We start from the raw sequence: 13,125 nt of genomic DNA on the forward strand, positions 1-13,125 counted from the left end.
AAGGCTACTGACGGAAATTGTCAGGAGCATAGCTGCATACCCGCCCCATAAACAACCTGAGACATAAAAGGAATTCAAGATGCCCACATTGTATCATTCACCGAACACCCGGTCCTCTCGTATTGTTGCGCAGTTGATGCTGATGGGAAAGCTGGCCGCGGTCGACGTTGTTGTTGTTGATATCCCGCGCCAGGATGGAGCGGGCCAAAAGGATCCCCGCAACCCGCATCCCGAAGGCAAGGTTCCGTTCCTGGTTACGGATGAAGGGCATGAGCTGCGTGAGAGCGCAGCGATCATGATGTATCTTGAGGAGATCTTTGACCATCCGCTCAGCCCTGCGATGGGGTCCCCGGACCGTGCCGATTACCTGGGCTGGATGTCATATTACAGCGGGGTGGTGGAACCCGTTCTGGTGGCAGAGCTCTCGGGGATAGATCACCCGGCAATCGCGCGCAATTTTCGCGATATGACAGCCGTGGGCGAAACCCTGGCCCGCGCCTTGAAGGGAAAACCATTTCTGATGGGCGATAAGGTGAGCGTTGCAGATGTGCTGATGGCGTCCCCCTTTAGCTGGATGCCCCATTTGACTCCCGATATTCCGGTTGTCAAAGACTGGTCGGAACGGGTCGGGCGCAGCTTGGACGGTGCTGCATTGGCAGAGTTTGAGGCGGCTGCAGTGGAGAAGATTTCCGCAAGTGCCAACGCATAGGTAAAAGCCATGCCAAGGGGGCGTGTGCCTAAGGTGCGCGTCCTTGTTGCTGCCAGTCCTTCAGCTGTGTCTCCAGATCCCCGTATCCGGTGTGACGGTGTTCAAAGGCCAGTCCCATTCGGCTGGCGCAATCTTTGGCTTTGTCGATCAGGGCCGGGTCGTCGATCTGTGACTGGTAGACCAGGGTGGTGTAATTGCCAAAGATCATGTCCCGCAGTTCGGGATTTTTATCAAGCCCCATGGGCCGCCATATAAAAGCGTCGAACTGTTTCACCAGAAAGTCTGTCAGATAGAAGGCGGTGATTTCGCCAGCTTCGCTGTGTTTGGCAAAGTCTTCGTTGCCCTCGAAAAACGAATAGCAATGGGGGCCCTGGATCATTTCAACACCAAGGTCTGCACATTTCTGGGCCAGTTGTCCGCCGGTTCCACAATCGGCATAACCGATGAAAATCTGGTCATAGACCGCGCGATGTTTCAGCACCGCAGCTTCCACCGCCTCTGTGATCTGGTTGGGATACAGATGCAATTTGGCGGGCAGGCACGTCAGATCGAGGTGATCCATGCCGTTGGCCTGTTTGATCGCCAGAATTTCGCGGGCCAGGGCACCGCAGGCGATCAGAAGCACACGCCCGGTTTTGCGTTCAGGTGCTGCAAGCCCGTGTTCCGCAAGGGAGCGTTCTTCGAGTGTGCGCCCCGTCGGGGGGCGCCAAGCGGCCCGCTCTGTCAAGCGGGCGGCTCTGCCTTTTCGGGCCAAATCAGGCGCTCATCTGGTTGTGCTTGCGTGCCACGTATTCCTTGGCTGTTTCCACAGCAACAGCGGCGTCGCGGCAATAGGCGTCCGCGCCGATGGCTTTGCCAAACTCTTCGTTCAGCGGTGCGCCACCAACCAGGACGATGTAGTCTTCCCGTTTGCCCTGTTCGACCAGCGTATCAATCACCACCTTCATGTAAGGCATGGTGGTTGTCAGCAGGGCAGACATACCCAGAATATCGGGTTTATGGGTGTCGAGCGCTTCCAGATATTCCTCAACCGGGGTGTTGATGCCCAGGTCATGGACGTCAAAGCCCGCGCCTTCCATCATCATCGACACGAGGTTCTTGCCGATGTCGTGGATGTCGCCTTTGACGGTGCCGATCACCATAGAGCCCATGCGCGGTGCGCCGGTTTCAGCCAGAAGCGGTTTCAGGATGGCCATGCCGCCCTTCATCGCGCCAGCGGCCAACAGAACTTCGGGCACGAACAGAATACCGTCACGGAAGTCTGCGCCGACGATTGTCATACCGCCAACCAGCGCTTCAGTCAGGATTTTATAAGGCTCCCAGCCACGCTCCAGCAGAATGTTCACACCTTCTTCGATCTCTTCCTTGAGACCGTCATAAAGGTCGTCGAACATCTGTTGGACAAGTTCCTCATCGTCCAGTTCCGAGAGGATGATGTCGTCTTCTTCTTCCGACATAGGCGTATTCCTTGCTGGGCGGGAGTCCCGCGATGGCATGTCTCTTGATCTTGTTTTCGTCAACTTGTCGCATTTCGACTGTCTGAATTGCGACCTCGTCGAGATCTGAACCGACCTATACGAATAATTCTAAAAAATGAAAAATGAGAAATCTGCATGGAGATGTTCGTTTTTTCGGGTTTGTTCTTTATTTGTTCTACCTCTTGTGGCAGATACAGCCCATGGAAACTGGCAGCACATTGGATGAACATCGCTATAAGGCGCGTGGCGCACTGAGCAATGCACCGGGGCGGTTTGAATTGGACCGGGGCGCGGTGGATGACGGTTGGTCCGTTGAGCCGCGCAGCGACCATATTGCCACTCAGATTCGGCAGGAAATGGCGCGCACGGTTATCACCTACAACCGGTCGCCTGATCTGCCGTTTGATCGTTCCCTGAACGCCTATCGGGGGTGTGAACATGGCTGTATCTATTGTTTTGCACGGCCCAGCCATGCCTATCTTGGCTTTTCGCCGGGTTTGGATTTTGAGACCCGGCTGATTGCGCGGCCGAATGCGGATGCGGTACTGCGGCAGGAGTTGGCCAGGCCCAGCTATAAGGCGGCGACACTGGCGATGGGCACCAATACGGACCCCTATCAACCCTGCGAGGGGGAGTGGCAGATCACCCGTCGTTGTCTGGAAGTGCTGCGTGATTTCAATCATCCCGTTGCCATTGTGACCAAAGGGGCTTTGGTCGAACGGGATCTGGATATCCTCGCCCCGATGGCGGCCAAGGGGCTGGTGCGTGTTGGTATTTCGTTGACCACACTGGATCCGGATCTGGCCCGGCGGATGGAGCCGCGGGTGCCGACGCCTGCGCGGCGGCTGGCCACCATCCGCAGGCTTTCCGAGGCAGGTGTTCCAGTGCGGGTAATGGCTTCGCCCTTGATCCCGGGGTTGTCCGATCACGAGGTTGAGGCGCTGCTGGCAGCCGGTCAGGCGGCTGGCGCGGATGCGGCAAGCTGGATTATGTTGCGCCTCCCGCGGGAGGTCTCTCCCCTTTGGCAGCAATGGCTCCAGGAACACTATCCGGGCCGCGCAGCCAAGGTAATGGCCCGTTTGCGTGAGATGCACGGTGGGCGTGATTATGATCCGCGCTGGGGTCACCGCATGCGCGGAGAAGGTCCTTTTGCAGAGATGATGTCGATGCGGTTCAAAGCGGCTTGTAAGCGTTTGGGTTTATGCGAAAAAACCGCTCCCTTGCGCGCTGATCTGTTTGCCCGTCCACCCCAGCCAGGGGATCAGCTCGCATTGTTCTGACAGGGCAGACCTGCGGTCGGAGCCGGGTATTATGCCCACCCAAACGGGTAAACTGTGCGGGCGAAACCTGCGGGCCGGTCGCGGCCTTTAATCCGCGTGTTGCCGTAAAACGGGCCTTGGTGGTCTTTTGTCTTGTCTATTTTAGGACAGCCCTTAAAGCGAATTCCAGAGCACCCATATATTAGCTCCGCGATTCTCGGGTGGTCTGAATTCATTTTCAGTTTGGACAAACGTCATGAATGGCATTTTTTCACTCGGCTGGGAGGAATGGGTTTCTTTTCCCGATCTTGGCTTGGACGCGATCAAGGCAAAGGTTGATACCGGTGCAAAAACATCGGCGCTGCATGCGGCGGTGATTGAGCCTTTTGGCTCGGTTGAAAAACCGATGGTGCGGTTCCTGATCCAACCCGATCCTGACCGGCTTGATCTGGAAATCACCTGTACCGCACCGATCGTGGACCGGCGCAGTGTGACAAGCTCCAATGGCGAAACCGAACTGCGCTATGTGATTGAGACCAACATAAAAATCGCGGACCGAGTCTGGCCGGTTGAAGTGACCCTGACCAATCGCGAGAATATGGCCTATCGGATGCTGCTTGGGCGCACGGCGATCATTGACGAGATGGTTGTTGATCCCAACAGTTCCTTTTGCCAGCCGAAACTGTCGTTTGATCTTTATGGAAAACGCCCGGTTGCAGCGCCCGTTCAGCGCCCGTTGCGGATTGCTTTGTTAACGCGTGAGCCCGATAACTATTCCAGCACTCGGATTGTCGAAGCCGCACAGGCGCGTGGTCACAATATAGAATCCATTGATACAACCCGTTGTTACCTCAAGATGGGCGGATTGGCCCCTGAGGTTCACTATGACGGGTCTCCGCTGCCCCATTTCGACGTGGTTATTCCGCGGATCGGCGCGTCTACAACCGCCTATGGGATGGCGGTGTTGCGCCAGTTCGCAAGCACGGGTGCGTATTGTGTGAACTCCGCCGAAGCGATTGGCGCATCTCGGGACAAACTACTGGCGCACCAAATGTTGGCGGCGGCAAAAATCGGCACACCGGTCACGGCCTTTGCGCATTCTCCAAAGGATACGAAACAGCTTGTCGAATTGGTTGGGGGTGCACCGGCTGTTGTGAAGCTGCTGTCGTCCACCCAAGGGCGCGGTGTTGTGCTGGCTGAAACCAAAAAAGCGGCAGAAAGCCTTGTGGATGCGTTCCGAGGGTTGGATGCGAATTTCCTGATCCAGGAATTTGTATCTGAGGCTGCGGGGGCGGATATCCGGTGTCTTGTGGTTGGCAACAAAGTTGTGGGGGCAATCAAACGACAGGCCGCGGATGGAGAGTTTCGCTCCAATTTGCACCGGGGGGGCAGTGCGCGTCGTGTGCGGATCTCGAAAGAGGTACGAGAGGCGGCCAAACGTGCCACGCGGGTGCTGGGGCTTTCTGTGGCCGGTGTCGATATTCTTGAGAGCAAGTCTGGCCCGCAGGTGCTGGAGGTGAATTCCTCTCCCGGTTTTGAAGGGATTGAGAAAGCAACTCAAAAAGACATCGCTGGGGTGTTGATCGAATTCATCGAAACAAAGGTCCGCCCACTTGCAAAGAAGCGTTAAAGCCGGGGCGCCATAGCCAGGGTTGAACGCGGGCGCCGCTTAACGACGGAAATTAAACCCCAAAAACACAAAAAGGGCCCATCCGGGCCCTTTTGCGCTGTGCAAGTTCTGACAGGTATTTATGCGCGACGGCGGCCTCGGCGGGCACGTCGTTCACTGCCGCCAGAGCTGTCTTCGGTACCGTCATTCGCCGAGGAGAACGGGCCAAGGATTTCTACGATCTGTTCAAGAGTCGGACGGTCCCCGCGCGGGCGGGTATCGAGCGCTTCGCGCATTTTCTCAAGGTGAACGGGCATGGTGCCACAGCAGCCGCCGATAATTTTTGCACCTGCGTTACGGGCCAGAACCGCATATTCGGCCATCAGGTCTGGCGTGCCGTCGTAATGAATGTGCCCATCCACATATTTCGGGATGCCTGCGTTGCCCTTGGAGATGATCGGGCGTTCGCTGCCCTGTGCGCCAAAGCCTAGAACAGTGCGCAGGATGTCCGAAGCGCCGGTGCCGCAATTGGCACCATAGGCCAGGGGCGGCGTGTCAAACTCTTCCACAAGTTTCGCCATATCGGCAGATGTGACTCCCATCATGGTGCGCCCGGCGGTATCAAAGCTCATGGTGCCGCACCAGGGCATACCGACCAAGGCAAAGGCTTCGGCGGCGGCGCGGAACTCTTCCGGTGCTGAAATGGTCTCAACCCACAAAACGTCTACGCCACCCTCTTTCAGCGCGTCAGCCTGTTCATGGAACATCTCAACGGCCAGCTCATGGGACAGTTCACCAACGGGCTGGAGGATCTCGCCTGTGGGACCAACGGAGCCGGCAACGATAATGTCACGGTCGCATTTATCTGCGATCTCGCGGCCAAGTTCCGCACCAACGCGGTTCAACTCGCGCACGCGGTTTTGCGCATCATGCAGTTTCAGGCGGGAGGCGGTGCCACCGAATGTGTTGGTCAGAAACAGATCACTGCCAGCATCCACCGACCCTTTGTACAAGGCTTTGATGTTCTGAGGCTCATCCGTGTTCCACAGTTCCGGCGCGTCGCCGGATTGAAGGCCCATGTTGAACAGGTTGGTCCCGGTGGCGCCGTCGGCCAGCAGAACGTCCTTTGATTGCAGGGCTTTCGCGAATTTGTCGCTCATAACACTTGTTCCCATATACGCGTCGTCAATTATGGCTCTTTTCAGAACCAAAGGGCATTGCACCCAGTCTCATGCACGCTGCGCAAACACAATTTCATTTTCTTCATCTTTATTATGAATGCCAGTCCCCCATTTTTCAGAGGTCGCAGGGCAGAGGTCGGAGGGGGCCCAGTCCAGTGCCGGTTGAACGGGCAGGGGGCGGTGGACCAGGCGTATCATCTCTGCCAGGCACAGCGCCATCTGGCCCCAGTTTGGAGCAGTCATGTAAAGGGGCTGCCAGGTCGGGGCAAAACAGGCTTTGAACCGGCGAAGTCCACGTTCGACCCTTTGGGCAAATCGGTGATCCGGAACGGCTGCCAGCGACAGGCGCGTGATCTCATGGGTGGCGGCGGCGTCAATGGCCCGGCGTATCAGCGCGTGACCGGTGCCATCCGGGGCGTCAGGGCCCATGCGGATCAGGTCGAGGCACCATTCCCGATCAGAAACGTGAAAAGTGGCAAATCCGATGATCGTCTTGTTTTGCCACGCCAGGAAAACCCGCTGCCCCTTGATATAGCCAGGTTCAAACCGTCCCATGGTGGTGCCATGGGCGTTTCCGTGCGCCTCGTTCCAGATCTGGTCAACGCGGGCAAGCTGTGACATGGGCAACGCCTCCGCCGCGTCGCGTACTTCGATCCCGGATTTTTCTGCGTGGCGCAGTTTGCGGCGAAGCTGGCGTTTGGAGGATCCGCTCTCGCTAAAGTCGGTGGGGTCCACGAATGCTTCTTCGGCAATGCGCAGGGCGCGCCAGCCCGCCGTGCGGGCCGCTGCAGCCACGCGCGGCGTGCATTTGTAATAGCAGGCCGCCGCATTGCGCGATTGTGCATACTGGCGCAGAGGCTGGAAGGTCTCTGCAGTATTTCCGGATACCGGATCAAAAAACGCCACCGAACATTGCGGCGTGTCCAAAAGTGCGAGTTGGTTGAAGCCGAAGCTGCGCAGATGGCCGCCATTTTGCCGGATAATGGCAGTTTCAGAGCGGGGGCGGGCAAAAGGGATCGTATGTGGGCTGTCCTTGCGCGATCCAATCAGATCCAACATCTGGTATTTGCGGTTTTTTGGTCCAAGAAGGTTTGGCCAGACCAGAACCACCGCAGACAGCGCAGCGGGGGCAAGATAATAGACAAGCCGGAAGGCAAATACTCCGGCCAATAAGGACGTTGCATCAAACTGCGACAGTAGGGACACTAGGGCCAGTTCCAAAGGGCCGGTGCCGCCCGGCGAAGAAGACAGTATCGCCAGTCCCAAAGCCAGGAAATAGGCCGGCAAGAGCAGCGTTAGGGAAATGCCGCTTTCGGGAGGCATCAGCAACCAAAGAGCCGTGCCAGCAGCTGTAACATCCACAACCGCCCAAATGCCTAACGCCAGTAGCGCGGTTACAGAGGGCCAGCGAAACCGATGTTTTCCCAATGTCAGGGTCGGAAACAGGAAGGTGGCGCAGCAGGCCAGCGCGCATCCCAGAAGCAGCATCACGCCTGTGAAGACCGCATAGGGAAATGGGGACCAGGCGATCAGAGCCACGCCACAAATGGCCGCAAGCGCCGCCATAAATGTCAGCCCCGTCAGCGCGGTCATTTGGGCCGCCCGCACCGGCGACAGCCCTGGCAGCAAACGCCAGCGGGCAAATGAGCCGGTAAAGATCCCGAAACCCGCAGTTTGCGAAAACCCAATGGCAAACATGCCAGCCAGACGTGCGTGGGTTCCGTCCAGCCCGGTACCAAGGTGGCGGTGTGCCACCCCGTCATATCGGCCAAGCGACCAGAAGCTGACAAGGGTTGCAAGGCCAGCACCCAGCCAGTTCAAGGTGGGCACCTGGGCGATCAATGTTGTCAATTCAGCGATGCTAGGCAGGCGGATGCTTGTGGACAGCAGCCACAGGCAAAGCACGGCTGACGCCACCGGGATCAACAGACGCATGGCTTTCGACGCCGTTTGGCGCGCTGCCATTTTGGAATTGAGCATATCGACCCCTCATCGCCCACGATATAGGAGGTAAAGATAGCGGGCTTACGATTTCAGATCGGTTAATTACCAACGCATGTCACAGCCTTGATTTACCTAAAAAAGTTCAAATCCCGCCACCGGAATTGGGTGACAGGATTTGACTGCATTGTTTGCAATGACTTTGTGTCACCCGAAGGGTCACACCCCGGCGTCTTCAATCTGTTGGCGCGCAACATTGGCCAGCTCTATCAGCTTGGTCTCGATCTCCTGCGCGCTGGCGCTTCCGTTCAGGTCAGCTGTTGCCTTGGCCAAAATGCAATGCTGATCATTTTGCACAATGCCCTGCACCGCGTAGGAAGAGACCAGCTCTTCGCTGGTTTTGCCGCTGAGCCCAAGTTTTTCCGAAACCCAACTGCCAAAGAGCCTGTTGCGGCGGGCTTCGGTTTTGAAGTCCAAATTCGTTTCATGGACGAATTTCGCTTCAAAGGCTTTCTTGCGATCTACGAATAAAGTCATTTGGTCACCTGTGAATTTTCCCATTGGTGACAGACGGCACCGCCCTTTGGGGGACCAAAACCCGAACTGTGTCGCATGGTTTTGGACAAGGGTTAGGCTTCTGCCAAATCAACCGAATGTCTGCCTGCGGTTGATAAGACATAAAGGTAAGTGAAGACATCGTTGATAACGCAAGGGGTTAACGATTGGTATATGAGTTGCCCTCAATAGGCCGTCAGCCGGGGGGCACTCTGGCGTCAGTGCGGATCTCTTCCAGAGCGGTTGCCAGCTCATTCTCCATCCTGGCGCGCAGTTCGCTGTCCGCTATGCGGTCACGCAGATCCTGACGCAGGCGGTTTAGAAACGCATCGTGCCCCGGTTCCATAAGATCGCTGAGTGCTAGGGTTTTTGCATAGTTTTCAGCGTCTTCATGCGCCATGCCCAAGGTCTGAGCCACCCAGAGTGCGACCCGATTGCAGGCGCGCGCGGTGGCTGCAAATTTGATCTTCTCATCATGTGCAAATTTGTTTTCAAAAGCGGTTTCGCGGTCGTCAAAGGTTGTCATCCAGCTCCTCCCAACATTTAAAATCCTTCGGAAAAAGCCTTGTTCCGATCGTGCCTGATAATGCAGGTCATATTCTTTGTGGTGGAACGCAGGATCTTAACAAAGCTTCTCCTGAGGTTTATCTATGTTGAAATTCACAGGTTTCCACGTCTGGAGTGCGGGCAGGGCCTAGCTGTGCAGCGCATCTGGTGCTGCTCATCTTGCGATACGCGGGGGCTTGCACTATGAGGGCGTTAAACGGGCGGAGATTCCCGCTGCTTCAACCCCCGAAAGGCTGTCCATGGCACGTCGCAAGAAAATCTATGAAGGTAAGGCAAAGACTTTGTACGAAGGCCCAGAGCCGGGTACGATCGTCCAGTACTTCAAGGATGATGCCACAGCCTTTAATGCTGAAAAGCATGATGTGATCGAAGGCAAAGGTGTGTTGAACAATATCCTGAGCGAGTTCTTCATGCTTGGCCTTGGCCAGATCGGGGTTCCGACCCATTTCCTGAAACGGTTGAACATGCGTGAACAGCTGGTGCGCAGCTGCGAAATCGTGCCGTTGGAAGTGATTGTGCGCAACTACGCGGCCGGATCCATGTCCAAACGCCTGGGCATTGACGAAGGCACGCAGCTGCCACGACCGATTGTGGAATATTGCTATAAGGACGATGCGCTGGGCGACCCCTTTGTCAGCGAAGAGCATATCGCGGCCTTTGGCTGGGCCAGCCAGCAAGATATGGAAGACATCCTGAGCCTGGCATTGCGCGTCAACGACTTTATGTCCGGCGTGTTCTTGGCCGTAGGCATCCGTCTGGTGGATTTCAAAATCGAGATCGGTCGCGTTTATGAAGGTGATTTCCAGCGCCTGGTTATTGCCGATGAGATCAGCCCGGACAGCTGCCGCCTGTGGGACATCAAAACCGGCCAGAAGCTGGACAAGGACGTATTCCGCCGCGATCTGGGCAGCCTGACCGACGCTTATAGCGAAGTGGCGCGCCGTCTGGGTGTGATGCCGAACAACCCGCCAGCTGCAGGCAAGCCGACGCTGGTGAACTGAGCCGAGATCCTGCCGCTTGAAACAACCGGCGGGATTTTGAGTATTTTAGAAAGATGAAAGCCCGGTCATCTGCCGATCGGGCGCGCTGGATAGCCAAAGGAAAACGCGATGAAAGCACGGGTGCATGTGATGCTGAAAAACGGGGTTCTGGATCCGCAGGGCGAAGCCGTTCGTCACGCGCTGGGGGCCTTGGGGTTTGACAAGGTCGAAGGTGTGCGTCAGGGCAAGGTGATCGATCTGGATCTGGCCGAAGGCGCAACCGAGGCGGATGTAACCGAGATGTGCGAAAAGCTTCTCGCCAATACCGTGATTGAATCCTACAGCATCGAGACCCTGTGATGAAGGCGGCGGTTCTTGTATTCCCGGGCTCCAACTGCGACCGCGATCTGGCGGTTGCGTTCGAGCAGGCCGGGTTCGATGTTTCCATGGTCTGGCACAAGGACAGCGCGCTGCCCGAAGGTGTTGATATTGTGGGGGTTCCTGGTGGCTTCTCCTATGGCGATTATCTGCGCTGTGGGGCGATTGCAGCGCAGTCACCGATTTGCAAAGCGCTGGCCGAACATACCGACCGTGGCGGTTATGCACTGGGTGTCTGCAACGGGTTTCAGGTTCTTACCGAAACCGGCATCCTGCCGGGCGCGCTGCTGCGCAACGCCGGTTTGAAATACATCTGCAAAACCGTCGATCTGAAGGTGGCAACCGCAGACAGCGTCTTCACCCAAGGGTATAAGGTCGGCGATGTGATCGGTATTCCGATTGCGCATCATGACGGCAACTATTTTGCTGATGACGCAACGCTGGCGGCGTTGAAAGATCAGGACCGGATTGCGTTCACCTATGGTGACAACCCGAACGGGTCGCGTGACGATATCGCAGGCATCCTGTCTGAGAACCGTCGCGTGCTGGGAATGATGCCACACCCGGAACGGGCAGCGGATGAAGGGCATGGCGGCACGGATGGCGCGGCGATGTTCCGCGCACTTGCGGGAATGCTCGCGGAAGCCTGACTTGTGCTTGGGCGGCGGCGGGCATAAATTCCGAATATGTCTGTCTCGCCCAAAAGCCACCCTCCCAAACGGGCCCGCGCCCGTCTGCGCACAGTCTCTTGGCGTGTGCGTCTGGTGCTGTTTATGTTTGTCCTGGCCGGGGCCGCGACAATCTGGTTTACCAACCGCAGTCTGACCCACCGTTTTACCGAGACCACCCGTAATCGGGCCGAGCTGCGTCTGGCGCTGTATTCCGGTAACCTGGTGAGTGAGTTGCGCCGTCACGCCATTGTGCCCCAGCTTCTGGCGCGCGATCAGGCGCTGATCTCGGCGCTGCAATCCAATGACTTTTCGCTCTCTACCCAACGGCTTATTTCCTTTGTCGAGGAAATCGGCGCGGCGTCGATCTTCCTGTTGGCGCAGGATGGGCGCACAGTTGCGGCCACTGATCGGAACCGATTGGGAGAGAACCATCGCACAGCGCCCTATTTCATTGACGCGGTGCGGTCAAAATCCACTGTCTTTTCGGTCATCCCACGCGAAGTTGCCGGATACCGCTTTACTTATTCGCGCAAGATTGTCGACGCGTCGGGCGTTCTGGGCGCAATTGTGGTTGAGGTCGATCTGCAAAAGTTTGAACGCGCCTGGGCGGGGATTTCCGATGCGGTGATGGTCAGTGACAGCACGGGAACCATCGTGCTGGCCACAGAATCCCGCTGGCGCGGCCTGTCGGAAACGGATGCGTTAAAGCTACAGACCCCCGAAGGGGCGATCCAGCGGGCAATCCGCGCCACCACGGATTGGACAGCCCTGCCGCCCGATGCGTATTTGCAGGGGGAGGCCGTGATGCGGCTGGAAAGCCGGATCCCCTTTCAGGGCTGGCGGATGACCAGTTTCACCACCTATGCCTCGATCCGGGAGAAGGTGAATGCGGTTCTGGCACTTGAAATCATGGGATTCGCGCTTCTTCTGGCGCTGGCGTTCTATGCGCTGAGCCGAAAGACCGCGTTGCGTATGGCGTTGTTCCAACGGGAGTCGGCAGAGCTTCGCGTATTGAACAACCGCTTGCAGCGGGAAATTGCCGAGCGGGAACGCATGCAGCAGAGCCTTGAAGTGGCGGAGCAAAGCCTTGCGCAAAGCTCGAAATTGGCGGCATTGGGAGAGATGTCGGCGGCTGTCAGTCATGAGCTCAACCAGCCTCTGGCTGCGATGAAAACCTATCTGGCCGGGGCGCGCCTGTTGCTGAACCGCAACCGCCCGGATGAGGCGCTGGCCTCTTTTGGCCGGATTGACGATCTGATTGAGCGGATGGGAGCGATCACACGCCAGCTGAAATCCTATGCGCGTAAGGGTGGGGACACGTTTAACCCTGTAAACTTGGGCGATGCGCTGGCGTCGTCGCTGTCGATGATGGAACCGCAGTTGCGCGAACGTCATGTGAAAATCAGCCGAATTCTGCCCGAAGACCCTGTGTTTGTGATGGGGGATCAGATGCGGATCGAACAGGTCATGGTGAACCTGTTGCGCAATGCGATTGATGCCACCAAGTCTGTCCAGGACCCCGAGGTGGAGATTATTCTGGCCGCAGGGGAAACCGCGACCCTTTCCGTGCGTGACAATGGCACCGGGATTACCGACTATGACAACCTGTTTGAACCCTTTTACACCACCAAACAGGCGGGTGAGGGCGTTGGACTGGGGCTTGCCATCTCTTCCGGGATCGTGAACGACCTAGGCGGGAGGCTAACGGCGCGCAACGGGGAAACCGGTGGCGCCGTGTTCGAGATGCAACTGCCGATCCTCTTGGATGGGATCGAGGCCGCTGAATAGCGGCAGGAG

13 protein-coding genes are annotated in these 13,125 nt (G+C 57.2%); 7 read left to right on the forward strand and 6 right to left on the reverse strand.

Annotation, left to right across the window (positions count from 1 at the left end):
* The first annotated feature begins 79 nt into the window (after positions 1-79).
* Entirely contained in the window at positions 80-709 is a 630-nt protein-coding gene (locus ACXAEW_RS13920) for a glutathione S-transferase family protein (RefSeq protein WP_474941887.1), read from the forward strand.
* Positions 710-737: 28 nt separating this feature from the next.
* Here ACXAEW_RS13920 and ACXAEW_RS13925 read toward each other — a convergent pair whose 3' ends face one another.
* On the reverse strand, positions 738-1,463 hold the full coding sequence (locus ACXAEW_RS13925) for a DUF1638 domain-containing protein (protein ID WP_474941888.1): 726 nt from the start codon (positions 1,461-1,463) through the stop codon (positions 738-740).
* A gap of 1 nt (position 1,464) precedes the next feature.
* Entirely contained in the window at positions 1,465-2,166 is a 702-nt protein-coding gene (locus ACXAEW_RS13930) for a corrinoid protein (RefSeq protein WP_474941889.1), read from the reverse strand.
* A gap of 221 nt (positions 2,167-2,387) precedes the next feature.
* On the opposite strand from ACXAEW_RS13930, the gene ACXAEW_RS13935 reads away from it, so the two are divergent.
* On the forward strand, positions 2,388-3,467 hold the full coding sequence (locus ACXAEW_RS13935; RefSeq protein WP_474941890.1) for a PA0069 family radical SAM protein: 1,080 nt from the start codon (positions 2,388-2,390) through the stop codon (positions 3,465-3,467).
* A gap of 235 nt (positions 3,468-3,702) precedes the next feature.
* Positions 3,703-5,076, forward strand: a complete 1,374-nt coding sequence (rimK, locus tag ACXAEW_RS13940; protein ID WP_474941891.1) for a 30S ribosomal protein S6--L-glutamate ligase — start codon at positions 3,703-3,705, stop codon at positions 5,074-5,076.
* A gap of 119 nt (positions 5,077-5,195) precedes the next feature.
* On the opposite strand, the gene bmt is transcribed toward rimK, so the two are convergent.
* From bmt to ACXAEW_RS13960, 4 genes are all read right to left on the reverse strand, one after another.
* Complete coding sequence (bmt, locus tag ACXAEW_RS13945; protein WP_474941892.1) at positions 5,196-6,215, reverse strand: betaine--homocysteine S-methyltransferase; 1,020 nt, start codon at positions 6,213-6,215, stop codon at positions 5,196-5,198.
* Positions 6,216-6,284: 69 nt separating this feature from the next.
* Complete coding sequence (locus ACXAEW_RS13950) at positions 6,285-8,216, reverse strand: phosphatidylglycerol lysyltransferase domain-containing protein (RefSeq protein ID WP_474941893.1); 1,932 nt, start codon at positions 8,214-8,216, stop codon at positions 6,285-6,287.
* Between the two features lie 180 nt (positions 8,217-8,396).
* Positions 8,397-8,714: a DUF1476 domain-containing protein gene (locus ACXAEW_RS13955; protein ID WP_474941894.1), complete on the reverse strand. Its 318-nt coding sequence runs from the start codon at positions 8,712-8,714 to the stop codon at positions 8,397-8,399.
* Positions 8,715-8,928: 214 nt separating this feature from the next.
* Positions 8,929-9,258, reverse strand: a complete 330-nt coding sequence (locus ACXAEW_RS13960) for a DUF1476 domain-containing protein (RefSeq protein ID WP_474941895.1) — start codon at positions 9,256-9,258, stop codon at positions 8,929-8,931.
* A gap of 280 nt (positions 9,259-9,538) precedes the next feature.
* Between ACXAEW_RS13960 and purC the strand changes: the two genes are divergently transcribed.
* The 4 genes from purC to ACXAEW_RS13980 all read left to right on the forward strand — a co-directional run bounded on the left by purC (position 9,539) and on the right by ACXAEW_RS13980 (position 13,116).
* Positions 9,539-10,300, forward strand: a complete 762-nt coding sequence (gene purC / locus ACXAEW_RS13965; protein ID WP_474941896.1) for a phosphoribosylaminoimidazolesuccinocarboxamide synthase — start codon at positions 9,539-9,541, stop codon at positions 10,298-10,300.
* A 108-nt stretch (positions 10,301-10,408) separates the two neighbouring features.
* Entirely contained in the window at positions 10,409-10,639 is a 231-nt protein-coding gene (gene purS / locus ACXAEW_RS13970) for a phosphoribosylformylglycinamidine synthase subunit PurS (protein WP_474941897.1), read from the forward strand.
* Positions 10,639-11,307, forward strand: coding sequence for a phosphoribosylformylglycinamidine synthase subunit PurQ (gene purQ / locus ACXAEW_RS13975; protein ID WP_474941898.1), 669 nt, complete (start codon positions 10,639-10,641; stop codon positions 11,305-11,307). The genes purS and purQ overlap by 1 nt, the downstream gene beginning before the upstream one ends.
* A 36-nt stretch (positions 11,308-11,343) precedes the next feature.
* The gene (locus tag ACXAEW_RS13980) at positions 11,344-13,116 is read left to right on the forward strand and encodes a sensor histidine kinase (protein ID WP_474941899.1); all 1,773 of its coding nucleotides are present in this window, start codon (positions 11,344-11,346) and stop codon (positions 13,114-13,116) included.
* The last annotated feature ends 9 nt before the right edge of the window (positions 13,117-13,125 follow it).

It is taken from the genome of Epibacterium sp. ABZ3_068, from assembly GCF_056159265.1.

Excerpts from the sequence above, each read along its gene's own strand:
- ACXAEW_RS13920 (WP_474941887.1), top strand. The coding sequence starts at position 80 with ATGCCCACATTGTATCATTCACCGAACACCCGGTCCTCTCGTATTGTT.
- ACXAEW_RS13930 (WP_474941889.1), bottom strand. The coding sequence starts at position 2,166 with ATGTCGGAAGAAGAAGACGACATCATCCTCTCGGAACTGGACGATGAG.
- ACXAEW_RS13935 (WP_474941890.1), top strand. The coding sequence starts at position 2,388 with ATGGAAACTGGCAGCACATTGGATGAACATCGCTATAAGGCGCGTGGC.
- rimK (WP_474941891.1), top strand. The coding sequence starts at position 3,703 with ATGAATGGCATTTTTTCACTCGGCTGGGAGGAATGGGTTTCTTTTCCC.
- bmt (WP_474941892.1), bottom strand. The coding sequence starts at position 6,215 with ATGAGCGACAAATTCGCGAAAGCCCTGCAATCAAAGGACGTTCTGCTG.
- ACXAEW_RS13950 (WP_474941893.1), bottom strand. The coding sequence starts at position 8,216 with ATGCTCAATTCCAAAATGGCAGCGCGCCAAACGGCGTCGAAAGCCATG.
- ACXAEW_RS13955 (WP_474941894.1), bottom strand. The coding sequence starts at position 8,714 with ATGACTTTATTCGTAGATCGCAAGAAAGCCTTTGAAGCGAAATTCGTC.
- ACXAEW_RS13960 (WP_474941895.1), bottom strand. The coding sequence starts at position 9,258 with ATGACAACCTTTGACGACCGCGAAACCGCTTTTGAAAACAAATTTGCA.
- purC (WP_474941896.1), top strand. The coding sequence starts at position 9,539 with ATGGCACGTCGCAAGAAAATCTATGAAGGTAAGGCAAAGACTTTGTAC.
- purS (WP_474941897.1), top strand. The coding sequence starts at position 10,409 with ATGAAAGCACGGGTGCATGTGATGCTGAAAAACGGGGTTCTGGATCCG.
- purQ (WP_474941898.1), top strand. The coding sequence starts at position 10,639 with ATGAAGGCGGCGGTTCTTGTATTCCCGGGCTCCAACTGCGACCGCGAT.
- ACXAEW_RS13980 (WP_474941899.1), top strand. The coding sequence starts at position 11,344 with ATGTCTGTCTCGCCCAAAAGCCACCCTCCCAAACGGGCCCGCGCCCGT.